The sequence below is a fragment of the Delftia sp. GW456-R20 genome, from assembly GCF_001622915.1.
Lineage (GTDB): Bacteria > Pseudomonadota > Gammaproteobacteria > Burkholderiales > Burkholderiaceae_C > Comamonas > Comamonas acidovorans.
The window spans coordinates 2374920-2389756 of record NZ_LWCN01000004.1 but is presented as its reverse complement, the minus strand read 5'-3'; the positions used below and the strand labels follow the sequence as shown (position 1 = coordinate 2389756).

Below are 14837 nucleotides of genomic sequence, written 5' to 3'. Positions count from 1 at the left end.
CGATCAGGGCGTGCGCGCCAGCACCAGGGCGCTGACCTCGGCCGCGCCTGCACGCCGCAGGCAGGTGGCCAGCGCATGCAGGCTGGCACCTGTGGTCATCACATCGTCGATCAGCAGGACCCTGCGGCCGCGCACATGGGGCAGTTGCGCCGGCGGCACCGCGAAGACCCCGCGCAGCTGGCGCAGGCGCAGGGCGCGCGGCAGGTCATGCTGGGCCTGTGCCGTGTGGGCGCGCTGCACGGCCTGGTGCCGCAGCTTGCCGCGGGTGGATGGGCCGGACAGCGCACGGGCCAGCACCAGGGCCTGGTGAAAGCCGCGTTCGCGCAGGCGCTGGGCAGACAGGGGCATGGGCAGCAGCAGATCGCATTGCTCTAGCTGCTCGCGCGCCCCGTGCTGCTCCAGCAGCAGGGCGGCCAGGCTGCGTGCCAGGCCGGTGTCTCCCCGGAATTTGAAGTCGCCGATCACCGTGTGCCAGGGATAGGCGTAGTCCAGCGCGGCAAGGCAGTGCGTCAGTGGCGGAGGCTTGACCAGGCAGGCGCCGCAGACCTGCTGGCCCCCGCTGGCGCCGTGCCCCGCTGGCAGCGGCATGGCACAAAGCCCGCAGCGCGGCAGCGGCCTGGCCCAGCGCAAGCGGCAGTCCTGGCACAGGCGCTGCGCCGGCCAGCGGCGGCAGACAGCGCACTGGCTGGGCAGGCCGGCATGCCAGTGCGAAAGCCATGACGCAGGCAGGTTGGGCATGGAGTCAATATACTCGCGCCGCGTCCGCCACCCCTTTGCTCCGGGGCCGGGCGCCTGTCTTTCGAGGAGCCCGGATTCCCCGCCCAGCCATGTCCCACGAATTGCCCCCCACCATCGATCCGGCCGCCGCATTGCGCTGGCAGCAGGCCGCGCCTGCGGCCTCGCCGTGGCTGCATGAGGAGGTGGCGCGCCGCATGCAGGAGCGGCTGGACTGGATCGTCAAGCCGCCCCAGCGCTGGTGCCACTGGCAGCCCGTGCGCGGCGGCCTGCAGGCCCATGCGCTGCTGCGCCAGCGCTATGCGCAGTCCGAATGCCTGGTCTATGAAGCCTCGCCGCTGCATGAGGCCGCCGCCCGCGAGCAGCTGGGCGCGCGCTGGTGGCAGCCCGCGCGCTGGACCGGGGGCGCCACGCGCTTCGGCGAACCCGAGCCTGCCGGCGTGGACATGCTGTGGGCCAACATGGCTCTGCACCAGCAGGCCGACCCGCAGGCGCTGATCACGCGCTGGCATCAGGCGCTGTCCGTGGACGGCTATGTGATGTTCTCCTGCCTGGGGCCCGATACGCTGCGCGAGCTGCACGCCATCTACGCCCAGCTGGGCTGGCCGCCCGCCGGCCAGGCCTTCACCGACATGCATGACTGGGGCGACATGCTGGTGCACGCAGGCTTCAGCGAGCCGGTGATGGACATGGAGCACATCACGCTGACCTTTGCCACGCCCGAGCGGCTGCTGCAGGAGCTGCGCGAGCTGGGCCGCAACTTCCATCCGCAGCGCTTTGCCGCGCTGCGCGGCCGCCGCTGGCAGCAGCGCCTGCACGATGCCCTGCGCGAGCGCCTGGCCGGCCCCGACGGGCAGCTGGCGCTGACCTTCGAGATCGTCTACGGCCACGCCTACAAGCCGCAGCCGCGCGTGCGCCTGGAGTCCAGCAGCGCCGTATCGCTGGAGGACATGCGCAGCATGCTGCGCCAGCCGCGCAACACGGGTTTGCGATAGCCCCAATGTCGCTTTCCGGTCATTGATCGAAAACAAAAACGTCTACACTTTTCCCGAGCTGACAGAGACAACAGCTTTTCCCTGGGCTCGCTTTCCCGGGCCGGGAAAAGACCAGCGGTCCGCAGGCCGAAAGGGGAGACGATTTGGTGTTTCGTTTTGCCACGGGAACGAGAACGGGCCGACCCATCCAGGAGCGGCCTGCCCACGAGTTTGATCATCACCGGCTGCAGCAGTGCCTGTTCCTCTGGGAGCGGGCACTGGTCTTTCTGTCCCTGCTGTCCCCTCTTCTGCGTCGCATGCCGGGCCGCATGCGCCCCCTTTTCCAATCCGCTCCCGGCCCCCATGGCACATATGCCCTGAATGGCCGGCGTGCGCGCATTCTTCCGTCCACCTTGCTGCTGTCCTCCGAATTCATGCGCCTGCAGGCGCAGGCGGGGATGGCTGTACGCCCGAATCCTGGTCCCACGTCCGAGCTGCCGTTGATGCCGGCTGGCACGCTATTGGTGATTGCGCGCAGGCACATCTGCGGCGCTTTCATGCATGCTCGGACAGTTGAGGCCGGGAGTTGCCCTTTGGGCAGGCGTTGAACGGTCTGGCTGCGCGGCCCCCACGCCGGCGCAGCGGAGCGAGTGGATAACCCGAGGCTTAGATGTAAGTGAAAACTATGAAAAGCATTTCCACCAAGCTGGTTCTCTGGGGCTTGATGAGTGTGGCAGGGGGAGGCTCCCTTGCGCATGCGACGACAGATCTGCCAGGCGGCCCGGCCGTCAATCAGCTCAACCTTCATCCGGCGGTCACGCGCATCGCGCATGAGCAGCATTACCTGCACTGGATGATGCTGATCATCTGCACGGTGATCTTCATCGGCGTGTTCGCCGTGATGTTCTATTCGATCTGGAAGCACCGCAAATCGCGCGGCGCCAAGGCGGCGAACTTCCACGAATCGGCCACGGTCGAGGTGGTATGGACCATCGTGCCCTTCATCATCGTCGTGCTCATGGCGCTGCCGGCCACCAAGGTGCTGGTGGCGCAGAAGGACACCACCAATGCCGATGTCACCATCAAGGCCACGGGCTACCAGTGGAAATGGGGCTACGACTACATCAACGGCGAAGGCGAGGGCCTGAGCTTCATCTCCACGCTGGACAGCAGCCACCGCGCGCTGTCCGACAGCGGCGATGTCTCCAAGGCACCCAACGACTACCTGCTCAAGGTGGACAACCCGCTGGTCGTGCCCGTGGACCGCAAGGTGCGCATCATCACCACGGCCAATGACGTGATCCACTCCTTCATGGTGCCTTCCTTCGGCATCAAGCAGGATGCGATCCCGGGCTTTGTGCGCGACACCTGGTTCCGTGCCGAAAAGACCGGCGACTACTACGGCCAGTGCGCCGAGCTGTGCGGCAAGGAGCATGCCTACATGCCCATCCACGTGAAGGTGCTGTCGAGCGACGGCTACAAGGCCTGGGTGGACGAGCAAAAGAAGATCGCCGCCGCCAAGAAGGACGATCCCAGCAAGGTCTGGAGCCTGCCCGACCTGATGGCACGCGGCGAGAAGGTCTATGCGGCCAACTGCGCGGCCTGCCACCAGGCCAACGGCAAGGGCGCCGGTCCCATCAAGCCGCTGGACGGCAGTCCCATCGTCCTGGGTCCCACGGCCGAGATGATGCATGTGGTGCTGGAAGGCCGTGCCAACGGCGCCATGCCCGCCTGGAAACAGCTGAGCGATACCGAGCTGGCCGCCGTGGTCACCTTTGCCAAGAACCACTGGTCCAACAAGACCGGCCAGCTGGTGCAGCCGGCCGAGTTCGTGGCCGCCCGCACCGGCAAGTTCCCCGGCCAGTGAGCCCGCAAGACAGATGAGCGATTGGAGATAACAGCATGAGCGCCGTACTTCCCCCCATCCACAGCCCTGCGGGCGAGGGCCACGAACATGCGCATGAGCACGAGCATGGACACGGGCATGACGACCATCACCACCACGCCACGCCCACGGGCTGGCGCCGCTGGATGTTCGCCACCAACCACAAGGACATCGGCACGCTGTACCTGCTGTTCTCGTTCACCATGCTGATGGTGGGCGGGGTGCTGGCGCTGCTGATCCGCGCCGAGCTGTTCCAGCCCGGGCTGCAGATCGTCAACCCCGAGCTGTTCAACCAGCTGACCACCATGCACGGCCTGATCATGGTGTTCGGCGCCATCATGCCGGCCTTCGTGGGCTTTGCGAACTGGATGCTGCCGCTGCAGATCGGCGCCTCCGACATGGCCTTCGCGCGCATGAACAACTTCAGCTTCTGGCTGCTGATCCCGGCCGGCCTGATGCTGGTGGGCTCGTTCTTCATGCCCGGCGGCGCCCCCGCCGCAGGCTGGACGCTGTATGCGCCGCTGACGCTGCAGATGGGCCCGTCCATGGACACCTCCATCCTGGCCATGCACATCATGGGCGCCAGCTCCATCATGGGCGCCATCAACATCATCGTCACCGTGCTCAACATGCGCGCGCCCGGCATGACGCTGATGAAGATGCCCATGTTCGCCTGGACCTGGCTGATCACGGCCTACCTGCTGATCGCCGTCATGCCCGTGCTGGCCGGCGCCATCACCATGACGCTGACGGACCGCCATTTCGGCACCAGCTTCTTCAACCCCGCAGGCGGCGGCGACCCGGTGATGTACCAGCACATCTTCTGGTTCTTCGGCCACCCCGAGGTCTACATCATGATCTTGCCGGCCTTCGGCATCATCAGCCAGATCGTGCCGGCCTTCAGCCGCAAGAAGCTGTTCGGCTATGCCTCCATGGTGTATGCGACCTCGTCCATCGCCATCCTGTCCTTCATCGTGTGGGCGCACCACATGTTCACGACCGGCATGCCCGTCACGGGCCAGCTGTTCTTCATGTACGCCACCATGCTGATCTCGGTGCCCACGGCCGTGAAGATCTTCAACTGGGTGGCCACCATGTGGCGCGGCTCCATGACCTTCGAGACGCCCATGCTGTTCTCGGTGGGCTTCATCTTCGTGTTCACCATGGGCGGCTTCACGGGCCTGATCCTGTCGATGGCGCCCATCGACATCCAGCTGCAGGACACCTACTACGTGGTGGCCCACTTCCACTACGTGCTGGTGGCCGGATCGCTGTTCTCCATGTTCGCGGCCTACTACTACTGGGCACCCAAGTGGACCGGCGTGATGTATTCGGAGACGCGCGGCCAGATCCACTTCTGGGGCTCGCTGATCTTCTTCAACGTCACCTTCTTCCCCATGCACTTCCTCGGCCTGGCCGGCATGCCGCGCCGCTATGCCGACTACCCCATGCAGTTCGCCGACTTCAACATGGTGGCCTCGCTGGGCGCGCTGGGCTTTGGCCTGATGCAGGTGTATTTCTTCCTCTTTGTCGTCGTGCCCGCCATGCGCGGCAAGGGCGAGAAGGCGCCGCAAAAGCCCTGGGAGGCCGCCGAGGGCCTGGAGTGGGAAGTGCCTTCGCCGGCGCCGTTCCATACCTTCGAGACGCCGCCCAAGCTCGATGCCACCGCCACCCGCATCATCGGTTGATGCAAGCCCCGAGGGAGATGCACATGGACGCACAGCAACGAAAAGCCAACCTGAGGCTGGCGCTGATCCTGGTATCGGTGGCGCTGGTCTTTCTGGCCGGCTTCGTGATCAAGATCACCGTGCTCCATTGAGGGCAGGCAACAGGAGGGACGTCCGTGAGCGTGCGCAGTGAAAACGCGAAGATGGTGGGCAAGCTGGCCGTGGTGGCGCTGGGCATGTTTGCCTTCGGCTACGTGCTGATTCCCATCTACAAGCACATCTGCGAGCTCACGGGCATCAACATCCTGTCGCTGTCCGAGCGCCAGGTGCCGGGCAACGGCACGGCCGGGCGCGATGTGAAGCTGCCCGCCAACTCGCAGGTGGACAAGAGCCGCACCATCACCGTGGAGTTCGACGCCAATGCGCGCGGGCCCTGGGACTTCAAGCCGGCGCAGCGCTCCATCCAGGTCCATCCGGGCGAGCTGGCCACGGTCATGTACGAGTTCCAGAATGTGCAGAACCGCCGCATGGCGGCCCAGGCGATACCGAGCTATGCGCCGCGCCAGGCGGCCGCGCATTTCAACAAGCTGGAGTGCTTTTGTTTTTCGCAGTACACGCTGGAGCCCGGAGAAAAGCGCGAGTGGCCGGTGGCCTTCGTGATCGATCCGCGCATCTCCAAGGATGTGACCACGATCACGCTGTCCTATACCTTCTTCGAGGTGGGCGGCAGGACGCCGGCCGCACCCACGGGCGAGGCGCCGGTGGCGGCGGGGCCGAAGCAGGAGCCCGCCTCATGAATGCGCCGCAGCCACGGGAGCCGCGCCGCCCGCCCAGCGTGTGGCGCACGGTGCGCGCCGTGGCCTGGTCGCTCTTCGGCGTGCGCAGGGGAAGCGAGTACCAGCAGGACGGGGAGCGCATCACGCCGCTGCATGTGATTGCAGTGGGGCTGGCGGCCATCTTCGTGCTGGTGCTGGGATTGATCGCGCTGGTCAAGCTCGTGGTCTGAGCGGCGCGGCCATCGGGGACAGAGAGTGATAGACGGGAAACCGAGAACCAAGAATTTCAGGAGCTGAGCAATGAGTGCAACCACCCACGGCAAAACGCCTTACTACTACGTGCCGGCCGAGTCCAGCCACCCCGTCATGGCGGCGGCGGGGCTGTTCTTCGTGATTCTGGGCGCGGGCAACTGGATCAATGGGCATGAATGGGGCATGTACAGCCTGGGCCTTGGCCTGGTCTGGTGGCTGGCCGTGCTCTTTTTCTGGTTCCGGGAAGCCGCGCATGAAAGCGAGTCGGGCAAGTACGGGCGCAAGATCGATCTGTCCTTCCGCTGGAGCATGAGCTGGTTCATCTTCTCCGAGGTGATGTTCTTCGGCGCCTTCTTCACCGCCCTGTGGTGGGCGCGCTCGCATTCGGTGCCCGCGCTGGGCAGCCTGGACAACGCTTTGCTGTGGCCCGACTTCAAGGCCGTCTGGCCCAGCATGGCAGCGGGTGCCACGGCCTCGCCGGCCAACAGCGTCGAGCCCTTCCAGACCGTGGGCCCGTTCTGGCTGCCCACCATCAACACGGCGCTGCTGCTGACCTCGGGCGTGACGCTCACCATCGCCCACCATGCGCTGCAGGCCGGCCACCGCGCCCGCACCATCGCCTTCATGTGGATGACGGTGATCCTGGGCTTCGTCTTCCTGTGCGTGCAGGGCTACGAGTACTACCACCTGTACACCGAGCTGAACCTCAAGCTGTCCTCGGGCGTGTTCGGCTCGACCTTCTTCCTTCTCACGGGATTCCACGGCTTCCACGTCTTCGTGGGCATGCTGATGCTGTTCTTCATTACCATGCGCCTGCACGCGGGGCACTTCACCTCCGAGCGGCATTTCGGCTTCGAGGGCGCGGCCTGGTACTGGCACTTCGTGGACGTGGTCTGGCTGTTCCTCTACGTCCTTGTGTACTGGATGTGAGGGCCTGCCCGCCCCATGCAAAAAGAAGCGCCTGGGCGCTTCTTTTGGTTTGCGGGGGCAGGGGGCTTGTCTATTGCCCGGCGGTCCAGCCGGTGGGATGGATGTAGCCCAGCTTGGCGGCCAGCAGCACGCACAGGAACAGCGTGATGGACAGGCCCACGCGCAGCGCCAGTGCGCGGAACATGGCGCGGCTGCGGCGCCTGTCGTCGCCCGGACCCTCCTGGTCTTCGGGATTGCGGCGCATCATGAAGAACAAGGCGCTGCCCAGACTGGCGACAATGGCCAGCAGGGCGAGAACGATCACGAATTTCATGGGTGGATTATCCGGTGCGTGTTTCCAGAATGCCAGACCGCTGGCGGTTTGTACTGATCACCTTGGCCGCGCTGATCGGCGTGGCCATCACACTGTCCCTGGGCCGCTGGCAACTGCAGCGCGCGGCCTACAAGCAGCAATTGTTCGATGCCGTGCAGCGCCAGCAGGGCCTGCCGCCGTTGGACAACGCGCAGCTGGCGCCCATGCAACCCGGTGCTGCCCTGAACACCGAGGCGGCGCCCTGGCTGCACCGGCCCGTGCGACTGCAGGGCCACTGGATTGCCGGGCAATCGCTGTACCTGGACAACCGCCAGATGCAGGGCCAGCCGGGCTTCTTTGTGCTCACGCCGCTGCGGCTGACCGCGCCGCATGAGGATGTGGTGATTGCCGTGCAGCGCGGCTGGGTGCCGCGCAACTTCCTGGACCGCACGGCCTTGCCCGAGGTGCAGACGCCCGAAGGCCTGGTGACCGTTGAGGGGCGCATGGAGGCCGCGCCGTCCCGGCTCTATGAATTCAGCCGTGCAGGGGCAGACCCTGATGGGCAAAAGTCGCGCATCCGACAGAATGTGGACATTGCCGAATGGGCCGTGGCCTCCGGGCTGCCGCTGCGCGAATGGAGCCTGCTGCAGACCGGCGAAGCCAGCGAAGGCCTGCGGCGCGACTGGCCCGTTGTGACGGCCGGTGTCGAGAAACACCATGGCTATGCGTTCCAATGGTTTGGACTTGCGGCCCTGATCACGCTTTTGTATGTCTGGTTCCAAATCGTCCGACGCTTTGTCCGCCCGCGCCATGCCCGCTCCTGAGACTCCCCTGGAGATGACTGTCCATGGCCTGCCACCCTTGCAGCCGGGCCTTGCCGGCGCGCAACGCACGCGCAGCGGCCGCTGGAAGATGCTGGCCGTGTTCGCGGTCTGCGCCGCGCCCGTGGTGGCCTCCTATTTCACCTACTACGTGCTGCGGCCTGGCCAGCAGCGCAGCTTTGGCGAGCTGATCGCGGCCCAGCCGGCCCTGCCTTCGGCCACGGCCACCACGCTGGACGGCGCGCCGCTGCCGCTGCAGTCGCTCAAGGGCCAGTGGCTGCTTCTCAGCGTGGCGGGCGGTGCCTGCGGCAGCGCCTGCGAAAGCCATCTCTATCTGCAGCGCCAGCTGCGCGAGACACTGGGCCGCGAAAAGGACCGGCTGGACCGGGTCTGGCTCATCTCCGACGACGCACCCGTGCCCGCGCACCTGCGCCCCGCGCTGGCCCAGGCCACGGTGCTGCGCGTGCCCGAGGCCGTGCTGCGCGGCTGGCTGCAGCCGGCGCCCGGCCATGCGCTGCAGGACCACCTGTACGTGGTGGACCCGCAGGGCCACTGGATGATGCGCATGCCCGCTGGCCTGGGCATGGCCGATGCCGGCAAGGCCAAGCGCGACCTGGACCGGCTGCTGCGTGCATCGGCCTCCTGGGACACGGCAGGGCGCCCGGGCGATGGCGAGTAAGGCTGGCCAGTAGGCCCTGGCAGGCCCCGCAGCGCCGGGGTCTTGCGGTTATGGGTTATGGTTTGCGGCTGTGCGAAAGCGCCTTCAGCGGACGCTTTCGCCTTTTCCCTTTCCAGCCCGGGCCGGCGCGCAGCCTTTGCGGCCACGCAGCCTGCGGCAACTACCTTGTTGAGGAAGCATGAACAAACGGACAGCGCTGCGCGTTCTGGGCTTGACCGCCATGGCATGGGGCGCCCTGGCGCTGAGCGGATGCTCGCGCGAGGCAAAGACCAGTTTCCAGGGCGTCGATGTCACGGGCGCCGAGTACGCCAAGGACATTCCCCTGCGCGATGTGGCCGGCAAGCAGCGCAGCATCAAGGACTTTGCGGGCAAGGTCGTCGTGGTCTTCTTCGGCTACACGCAATGCCCCGATGTCTGCCCCACCACCCTGCAGGAGCTGGTCGAGGTCAAGCAGCAGCTGGGCGCCGATGGCGACAGGCTGCAGGGCGTCTTCGTCACCCTGGACCCCGAGCGCGACACGCCCGAGGTGCTCAAGGCCTACCTGGGCAACTTCGACCCCGGCTTCGTCGGCCTGCACGGCACGCCGGACGAGACGGCGGCCGTGGCCAAGGACTTCAAGCTCTTCTACAAGAAAGTGCCCGGCAAGACCGAAGGCACCTACACGCTGGACCATTCGGCCGGCAGCTATGTCTATGACACGGCCGGCCGCCTGCGCGTGTATGAGCGATACGGCGGCGGCCCGCAGGTGCTGGGCGCCGACGTCAAGGCCCTGCTGCAGGAAAAGCGTTCCTGATCCTGCGTGCGCCGCAGCCAATGTGACCCCCGTCACATTGACTGCGTTTAGGTGCGCTGCAGCACACCATCCCTGATGTGCATCGCCTCAGGACTGCTTAGAGTGGGCCCCGCCTGGGGGTGTCATGCCGACGCCCCGCCCATCTCCGAGAGACCTGATCCATGCGGCGAAACGTGTACGTCACCCAGCGTGAGTACCCTCTGAGCGAAGGAGAGACGCTTCTTTCCGTCACCGACCTGAAGGGGCGCATCGTCTATGCCAACGATGCCTTCATCCGCGTCAGCGGCTTCGAGGCCGCCGAGCTCTACGGCAAGGCCCACAGCATCGTGCGCCATCCCGACATGCCGGCTGCCGCCTTTGCCGACATGTGGTCCACCATCCAGCGCGGGCTGCCCTGGAGCGCCCTGGTCAAGAACCGGCGCAAGAATGGCGACCACTACTGGGTGCGCGCCAACGCCAGTCCCATACGCCATGCGGGCGCCGTGGTCGGCTACCTGTCCGTGCGCACCCGGCCCGAGCCGCGCGAGGTGCAGCAGCATGCGGCGCTCTATGAACAGATCAATGCCGGCGTGCGCTCGCTTGGCCTGCACCGGGGCTTTCCCGTGGGGCGCGGCGCCGTGGGCGCGCTGCAGCGGTGGTGGCGCTTTCGGCCACTGGCCTGGCGCGTGCAGGCCGTGGTGGCCGGCCTGTGGCTGCTGGGGTCGGCCGGGTTGTGGTCTTTCGCGCTGCAGGCATCGGCCGTGCCGCTGGCGCAGGTCTGGCCGGCCTGGCTGATCTGGAGCCTGGCCTGCGTGGCGTCCGGGCAATGGCTGCGCAGCCGGCTGCTCATGCCCCTGGCGGCGCTGCGCGGCCAGGCACAGGCCGTGGCCAGCGGGCAGCAGACCGATGCACGGTTCCTGCAGCGCACGGACGAGATCGGTGCCATCGGCAGCGCCGTGCGGCAGACTGGGCTCAACCTGGTCTCCCTGGTCGGCGACATCCAGGGCAAGAGCGACCAGGTGCGCCGCTGCGCGCTGGCCGTGCAGCAGGGCAGTACCGAACTGAGCGACCGCACCGAAGCCGCGGCCGCCAGCCTGGAGCAATCGGCCCAGGCCATGCAGGCCCTGGCCAGCGCCATCGAGCGCAGCAGCGCCCAGGCCGGCGAGGCCGCCGCCCGCGCGCGGCACGGCGTGGACATGGCAGGGCAGAGCAGCCGCATGGTCGTGCAACTGGACCAGGGCATGCGCGGCGTGGCCCAGACCAGCGACCAGGTGGGGCAGATCAGCTCGCTCATCGACGGCATCGCCTTCCAGACCAACCTGCTGGCGCTCAACGCCGCCGTGGAGGCCGCACGCGCGGGGGAACACGGCAAGGGCTTTGCCGTGGTGGCCGACGAGGTGCGGGGCCTGTCCCAGCGCAGCGCCCACGCCGCGCGCCAGATCAAGGCGTTGATCGAGGCATCGCAGCAGCAGGTGGCGCAAAGCTGCGCCATGGCGCGTGAAGTGGGCGAGGCCATGCTGGCCGTGCAGGCCGATATGCGCGAGCAACTGGTGCTGGCCGAAGGCATGCAGGCCGCCAGCCAGGCCCAGGCCGGCGGCGTGCAGCAGGTGCAGGCCGCCGTGCAGCAGCTCGAACAGATGACCCAGCACAATGCCGCCCTGGCGCGCGACACCATCGGGCACGCACAGCTGCTGGCCGGACAGGCGCAGGCGCTGGAGGCTGCGGCATCGGTCTTTCACGGCAGCGGGGCGTCCGCATGATGGCGGCGGGCTGGGGCATGGTTGCCTGCGATCCCGCCGCACCGGGCGAGGCGCTGGACGAAGACCTCAAGCGCGTGGCCATGGAGGCCGCGCCCGACGGAATCCTGCTTGTGGACCGCAGCGGCCGCATCCTGCTGGCCAATCCCGCCATGCAGGCCATGAGCGGCTATGGCGCCGCCGAATTGCTGGGCCACTCGCTGCACATGCTGCTGCCGGCCGAGGCGCAGGCGGCCCACGGGCCGCAACTGCAGTCCTACTTCGCCCAGCCCGCGCGCCGGCCCATGGGCCAGGGGCGCGATCTGTGGCTGCTGCGCAAGGACGGCAAGCGCCTGTCGGTGGACATCGCCCTGGGCCACTCGCCGCACGGCAGCGGCGTGGCCGTGGCCTTTGTGCGCGACCTGTCGCAGCTGCGCCAGATGGAAGCCTGCATGCACTACCACGCCACCCACGACACGTTGACCGGCCTGCTCAACCGCTGGCAGTTCGGGCTGCAGGTGGAACAGGCGATCTCGCAAGCGCAGGCGCAGTCTGAATCGGGCGCCGGCCCCGCGTCCTTTGCGCTGCTGCTGCTCGACCTCGACAACTTCAAGGCCATCAACGACGGTTACGGCCACGACGTGGGCGACCAGGTCCTCAAGGAGGTGGCGCGCCGCATGCAGGTCGCGCTGGGCGGCTCGGCCACGCTGGCGCGCATGGGCGGTGACGAGTTCACCGCCCTGCTGCAGCCCTGCAACGAGCCCGATCTGCGCCAGCGCATCGACGCGCTGCTGCACGAGCTGTGCCGGCCCTGCACCATAGGGCACTACGCGCTGAACTTCGGTGCCAGCGTGGGCGCAGCCTTCTATCCGCAGGACGCGGGCGATGCGGCCACCCTCATGCGCTATGCCGACATGGCCATGTACGACGCCAAGCAGCGCAGCCGCTCCTCCTATGCGCGCTATGCCAGCGCCATGGGCGAGGCCATGGCCGAGAAAGTGCTGCTGCACGAACGCCTCAAGCGTGCCTTGGACCGGGGTCTGCTGAGCCTGCACTTCCAGCCCCAGGTGCAGGTGCTGGGCGGCCAGGTCCAGGGCGTGGAAGCCCTGCTGCGCTGGAACGACGAGCAGATGGGCTGGGTCTCGCCCGAACGCTTCGTGCCCGTGGCCGAATCCACGGGCCTGATCCTGGCCCTGGGGGAGTGGGTGATCGATGCTGCCTGCCGCCAGGCCGGCGACTGGCTGCGCGCAGGCATGCCGCTGCGCGTGGCGGTCAACCTCTCGGCCCAGCAGCTGCGCCAGGCCGACCTGCAGCAGCGCCTCATGGCCAGCCTGGCCCGGCATGGCGTGCCGCCGCACCTGCTGGAGCTGGAAGTCACCGAGTCCGCCGCCATGACCGACCCTCTGCAGGCGCGCGAGCTGCTGGGCAGCCTGCTGGCGGCCGGCGTCTGCGTGGTGCTGGACGACTTCGGCACCGGCTACTCCTCGCTGGCCCACCTGCGCGATCTGCCCGTCTCGCGCGTGAAGATAGACCGCACCTTCATCGGCCCCATGCTCGACAGCCCGGCCGACGCCAAGATCGTCAAGGCCGTGATCGCGCTGGCCCGCACCCTGGGCCTGCAGGTGGTTGCCGAAGGCGTGGAAACCGCCGAGCAGCTGCGCCTGCTGCGCATCCTGGACTGCGACGCCTACCAGGGCTGGCTCTTCGCCCGCGCCATGCCGGCCGAGCAGATTCCGCCTCTGTTGCAAAGGCCTGCAGAGGCGGTGTTGGTGCAGTAAGCGGGTGGTCCGAGTGTCAGGCTGCTGGCTGCTGCGATGCGGCAGGAGCGATGGTGAGCCTGAAGCCCATGGCCTGAATCACCTTGAACAGCGTCTCGGAACTGGGCGCCCGTTCGCCAGACAGGCTTTTGTAGAGGCTTTCCCGAGAAAGTCCGGTGTCGCGAGCGAGCTGAGTCATGCCGCGCGCGCGTGCGATGTCGCCCAGCGCCGCAGCCAGTTCGGCCGGATCGTTGTCTTCCAGCGCCTGGCGCAGGTACTCCACGATTTCCTCTTCGGTGCCGAGGTAGTTGGCCATGTCGAATGGCCGCATCTTGATGTTGCTCATAGCTTGATCTCCCTGGCCATCGCCCTGGCCGCAGCAATGCCCTGTGCCTGGCTGGACTTGTCTCCGCCGCCAAGCATCACGATCAGAACATGATCGCGTTGGATGTAGTACATGCGCCAACCTGGCCCGAAAAACTCGCGCATCTCCCATAGGCCCTCGCCAACGGATTTCACGTCTCCCAGGTTTCCGCGCATGGCTTTGCCCAGGCGACGACGCAGGCGGATACGAGTTGGCATGTCACGAATGCTGTCTACCCAATCAGCAAACGCCTCGGTTTCGATGACGCTGTACATGGTTGGATTGTAGCCAGTTGGCTACAAAAGAAGCCTGGTATGGGTGTTCAGCCTCCCATCCCCTGGTACTCCAAATCCTTCACCCCACCCCCACTGATCCTCGACAACACCGCAGGCTGCAGCACGCAGTGCCATCGGTCGGGCCGCTCCAGTGCGCCGAGCTGCACCAGGCGCACAAGGCTGCGCGCGATGGTTTCGCGCGTGGTGGCAAGCAGGGCGGCCAATGCGCCCTGGCTGGGCAGGCGCACGAGCAGGCTTGACTGCAGCGCGGCCAGTTGCATCAGGGTGGCGGCCAGCTGGCGCAGCACGCCGGGGATGCGGACGATGTGGGCCCATTCCGCCAGAAGGGCGTTGTTGCAGGTGTAGCTGGTGGCCAGCGCGCGCACGAAGGCGGCATCGACCAGGCCGCGGCGCGTGATGGTGGCGATGTCCACGCAGCAGATGCGCCCCGGGCCCAAAGCCTCGAAGTGCATGGCCGAGGGCTGCTGCAGCCAGCCCGGGCTGCCCAGCGCGTGGCCGTTGCCGAACAGCGCCACGGGCCGCTGCACGCCGTCGCCGCCACGGCGGATGGCCAGGACGAAGCCGATCTTGATCACCTGGAATTCATGGGCGACGCTGCCCTGCGCCTGGAGCTTCTGGCCCTTGGCCAGGCCGCGTTCGCGGATGTGCGGCAGCCATTGCTGGAATGCGGGCGCGGGCAATTGGCCCAGCAGGCAATGGGACGAACGCATGCATTCGCTGCAGCGAACCGCTGAAGGCGTGGAGGACGACGATGGCATGGGGCACGCAGGCTAGGATGCGCCGCAGCCTGGGCGGGCAGACAGCCACCCAGGGCACCGGCAGTGGACCCGGGCGGCGCGCCCCGGGAGAAGCCGTGCAGGCTAGCGGGCTATGCCGTTGAATGCAACGCGATGTAACGCGT

17 protein-coding genes are annotated in these 14837 nt (G+C 67.2%); 12 read left to right on the top strand and 5 right to left on the bottom strand.

The window, feature by feature from the left end:
* Nucleotides 1-3 precede the first annotated feature (3 nt).
* Nucleotides 4-738 (bottom strand): ComF family protein, encoded by a 735-nt coding sequence (locus A4F85_RS16010; protein ID WP_012203599.1) that lies wholly within the window; start codon nucleotides 736-738, stop codon nucleotides 4-6.
* Between the two features lie 89 nt (nucleotides 739-827).
* On the opposite strand from A4F85_RS16010, the gene A4F85_RS16005 reads away from it, so the two are divergent.
* The 7 genes from A4F85_RS16005 to A4F85_RS15980 all read left to right on the top strand — a co-directional run bounded on the left by A4F85_RS16005 (nucleotide 828) and on the right by A4F85_RS15980 (nucleotide 7219).
* Nucleotides 828-1730, top strand: a complete 903-nt coding sequence (locus A4F85_RS16005; protein ID WP_012203600.1) for a class I SAM-dependent methyltransferase — start codon at nucleotides 828-830, stop codon at nucleotides 1728-1730.
* A gap of 664 nt (nucleotides 1731-2394) precedes the next feature.
* Nucleotides 2395-3576: a cytochrome c oxidase subunit II gene (coxB, locus tag A4F85_RS16000; protein ID WP_013803986.1), complete on the top strand. Its 1182-nt coding sequence runs from the start codon at nucleotides 2395-2397 to the stop codon at nucleotides 3574-3576.
* A 35-nt stretch (nucleotides 3577-3611) separates the two neighbouring features.
* Nucleotides 3612-5282: a cytochrome c oxidase subunit I gene (gene ctaD / locus A4F85_RS15995; RefSeq protein ID WP_012203603.1), complete on the top strand. Its 1671-nt coding sequence runs from the start codon at nucleotides 3612-3614 to the stop codon at nucleotides 5280-5282.
* A 23-nt stretch (nucleotides 5283-5305) separates the two neighbouring features.
* Nucleotides 5306-5413 (top strand): cytochrome oxidase small assembly protein, encoded by a 108-nt coding sequence (locus A4F85_RS31175; protein ID WP_012203604.1) that lies wholly within the window; start codon nucleotides 5306-5308, stop codon nucleotides 5411-5413.
* 24 nt (nucleotides 5414-5437) lie between these two features.
* Complete coding sequence (locus A4F85_RS15990; RefSeq protein ID WP_082848220.1) at nucleotides 5438-6058, top strand: cytochrome c oxidase assembly protein; 621 nt, start codon at nucleotides 5438-5440, stop codon at nucleotides 6056-6058.
* Nucleotides 6055-6267 carry a DUF2970 domain-containing protein gene (locus A4F85_RS15985; RefSeq protein WP_013803984.1) on the top strand — a complete coding sequence of 71 codons (213 nt, stop codon included), beginning with the start codon at nucleotides 6055-6057 and terminating at the stop codon, nucleotides 6265-6267. Before A4F85_RS15990 ends, A4F85_RS15985 begins: the two co-directional genes overlap by 4 nt.
* A 70-nt stretch (nucleotides 6268-6337) precedes the next feature.
* Nucleotides 6338-7219: a cytochrome c oxidase subunit 3 gene (locus A4F85_RS15980; RefSeq protein ID WP_013803983.1), complete on the top strand. Its 882-nt coding sequence runs from the start codon at nucleotides 6338-6340 to the stop codon at nucleotides 7217-7219.
* Nucleotides 7220-7289: 70 nt separating this feature from the next.
* Here A4F85_RS15980 and A4F85_RS15975 read toward each other — a convergent pair whose 3' ends face one another.
* On the bottom strand, nucleotides 7290-7532 hold the full coding sequence (locus A4F85_RS15975; RefSeq protein WP_013803982.1) for a twin transmembrane helix small protein: 243 nt from the start codon (nucleotides 7530-7532) through the stop codon (nucleotides 7290-7292).
* Nucleotides 7533-7561: 29 nt separating this feature from the next.
* Between A4F85_RS15975 and A4F85_RS15970 the strand changes: the two genes are divergently transcribed.
* From A4F85_RS15970 to A4F85_RS15950, 5 genes are all read left to right on the top strand, one after another.
* The gene (locus A4F85_RS15970) at nucleotides 7562-8335 is read left to right on the top strand and encodes an SURF1 family protein (protein ID WP_063327135.1); all 774 of its coding nucleotides are present in this window, start codon (nucleotides 7562-7564) and stop codon (nucleotides 8333-8335) included.
* Nucleotides 8322-9011, top strand: coding sequence for an SCO family protein (locus A4F85_RS15965; protein WP_063328002.1), 690 nt, complete (start codon nucleotides 8322-8324; stop codon nucleotides 9009-9011). The genes A4F85_RS15970 and A4F85_RS15965 overlap by 14 nt, the downstream gene beginning before the upstream one ends.
* 178 nt (nucleotides 9012-9189) lie before the next feature.
* Entirely contained in the window at nucleotides 9190-9804 is a 615-nt protein-coding gene (locus A4F85_RS15960; protein ID WP_063327134.1) for an SCO family protein, read from the top strand.
* A gap of 161 nt (nucleotides 9805-9965) precedes the next feature.
* Nucleotides 9966-11543, top strand: a complete 1578-nt coding sequence (locus tag A4F85_RS15955) for a methyl-accepting chemotaxis protein (RefSeq protein ID WP_063327133.1) — start codon at nucleotides 9966-9968, stop codon at nucleotides 11541-11543.
* Between the two features lie 17 nt (nucleotides 11544-11560).
* Nucleotides 11561-13297 carry a putative bifunctional diguanylate cyclase/phosphodiesterase gene (locus tag A4F85_RS15950; protein WP_231890564.1) on the top strand — a complete coding sequence of 579 codons (1737 nt, stop codon included), beginning with the start codon at nucleotides 11561-11563 and terminating at the stop codon, nucleotides 13295-13297.
* A 16-nt stretch (nucleotides 13298-13313) separates the two neighbouring features.
* Here A4F85_RS15950 and A4F85_RS15945 read toward each other — a convergent pair whose 3' ends face one another.
* Genes A4F85_RS15945 through A4F85_RS15935 form a run of 3 tightly spaced genes read right to left on the bottom strand, consistent with a single transcriptional unit; the run spans nucleotide 13314 to nucleotide 14646 of the window.
* The gene (locus tag A4F85_RS15945) at nucleotides 13314-13622 is read right to left on the bottom strand and encodes an addiction module antidote protein (RefSeq protein WP_063327131.1); all 309 of its coding nucleotides are present in this window, start codon (nucleotides 13620-13622) and stop codon (nucleotides 13314-13316) included.
* A complete protein-coding gene (locus A4F85_RS15940) occupies nucleotides 13619-13915 on the bottom strand; it encodes a type II toxin-antitoxin system RelE/ParE family toxin (RefSeq protein ID WP_063327130.1) in 297 nt (98 codons plus the stop codon). The genes A4F85_RS15945 and A4F85_RS15940 overlap by 4 nt, the downstream gene beginning before the upstream one ends.
* Before the next feature lie 47 nt (nucleotides 13916-13962).
* Nucleotides 13963-14646, bottom strand: a complete 684-nt coding sequence (locus tag A4F85_RS15935; protein ID WP_063327129.1) for a Crp/Fnr family transcriptional regulator — start codon at nucleotides 14644-14646, stop codon at nucleotides 13963-13965.
* Between the last annotated feature and the right edge of the window lie 191 nt (nucleotides 14647-14837).

What these genes read in the sequence shown, in the direction of transcription:
- A4F85_RS31175 (WP_012203604.1), top strand. Translation starts at nt 5,306, where the DNA reads ATGGACGCACAGCAACGAAAAGCCAACCTGAGGCTGGCGCTGATCCTG.
- coxB (WP_013803986.1), top strand. Translation starts at nt 2,395, where the DNA reads ATGAAAAGCATTTCCACCAAGCTGGTTCTCTGGGGCTTGATGAGTGTG.
- ctaD (WP_012203603.1), top strand. Translation starts at nt 3,612, where the DNA reads ATGAGCGCCGTACTTCCCCCCATCCACAGCCCTGCGGGCGAGGGCCAC.
- A4F85_RS15955 (WP_063327133.1), top strand. Translation starts at nt 9,966, where the DNA reads ATGCGGCGAAACGTGTACGTCACCCAGCGTGAGTACCCTCTGAGCGAA.
- A4F85_RS15945 (WP_063327131.1), bottom strand. Translation starts at nt 13,622, where the DNA reads ATGAGCAACATCAAGATGCGGCCATTCGACATGGCCAACTACCTCGGC.
- A4F85_RS16005 (WP_012203600.1), top strand. Translation starts at nt 828, where the DNA reads ATGTCCCACGAATTGCCCCCCACCATCGATCCGGCCGCCGCATTGCGC.
- A4F85_RS15985 (WP_013803984.1), top strand. Translation starts at nt 6,055, where the DNA reads ATGAATGCGCCGCAGCCACGGGAGCCGCGCCGCCCGCCCAGCGTGTGG.
- A4F85_RS15965 (WP_063328002.1), top strand. Translation starts at nt 8,322, where the DNA reads ATGCCCGCTCCTGAGACTCCCCTGGAGATGACTGTCCATGGCCTGCCA.
- A4F85_RS15970 (WP_063327135.1), top strand. Translation starts at nt 7,562, where the DNA reads ATGCCAGACCGCTGGCGGTTTGTACTGATCACCTTGGCCGCGCTGATC.
- A4F85_RS15950 (WP_231890564.1), top strand. Translation starts at nt 11,561, where the DNA reads ATGGTTGCCTGCGATCCCGCCGCACCGGGCGAGGCGCTGGACGAAGAC.
- A4F85_RS15960 (WP_063327134.1), top strand. Translation starts at nt 9,190, where the DNA reads ATGAACAAACGGACAGCGCTGCGCGTTCTGGGCTTGACCGCCATGGCA.
- A4F85_RS15975 (WP_013803982.1), bottom strand. Translation starts at nt 7,532, where the DNA reads ATGAAATTCGTGATCGTTCTCGCCCTGCTGGCCATTGTCGCCAGTCTG.
- A4F85_RS15935 (WP_063327129.1), bottom strand. Translation starts at nt 14,646, where the DNA reads ATGCGTTCGTCCCATTGCCTGCTGGGCCAATTGCCCGCGCCCGCATTC.
- A4F85_RS16010 (WP_012203599.1), bottom strand. Translation starts at nt 738, where the DNA reads ATGCCCAACCTGCCTGCGTCATGGCTTTCGCACTGGCATGCCGGCCTG.
- A4F85_RS15940 (WP_063327130.1), bottom strand. Translation starts at nt 13,915, where the DNA reads ATGTACAGCGTCATCGAAACCGAGGCGTTTGCTGATTGGGTAGACAGC.
- A4F85_RS15980 (WP_013803983.1), top strand. Translation starts at nt 6,338, where the DNA reads ATGAGTGCAACCACCCACGGCAAAACGCCTTACTACTACGTGCCGGCC.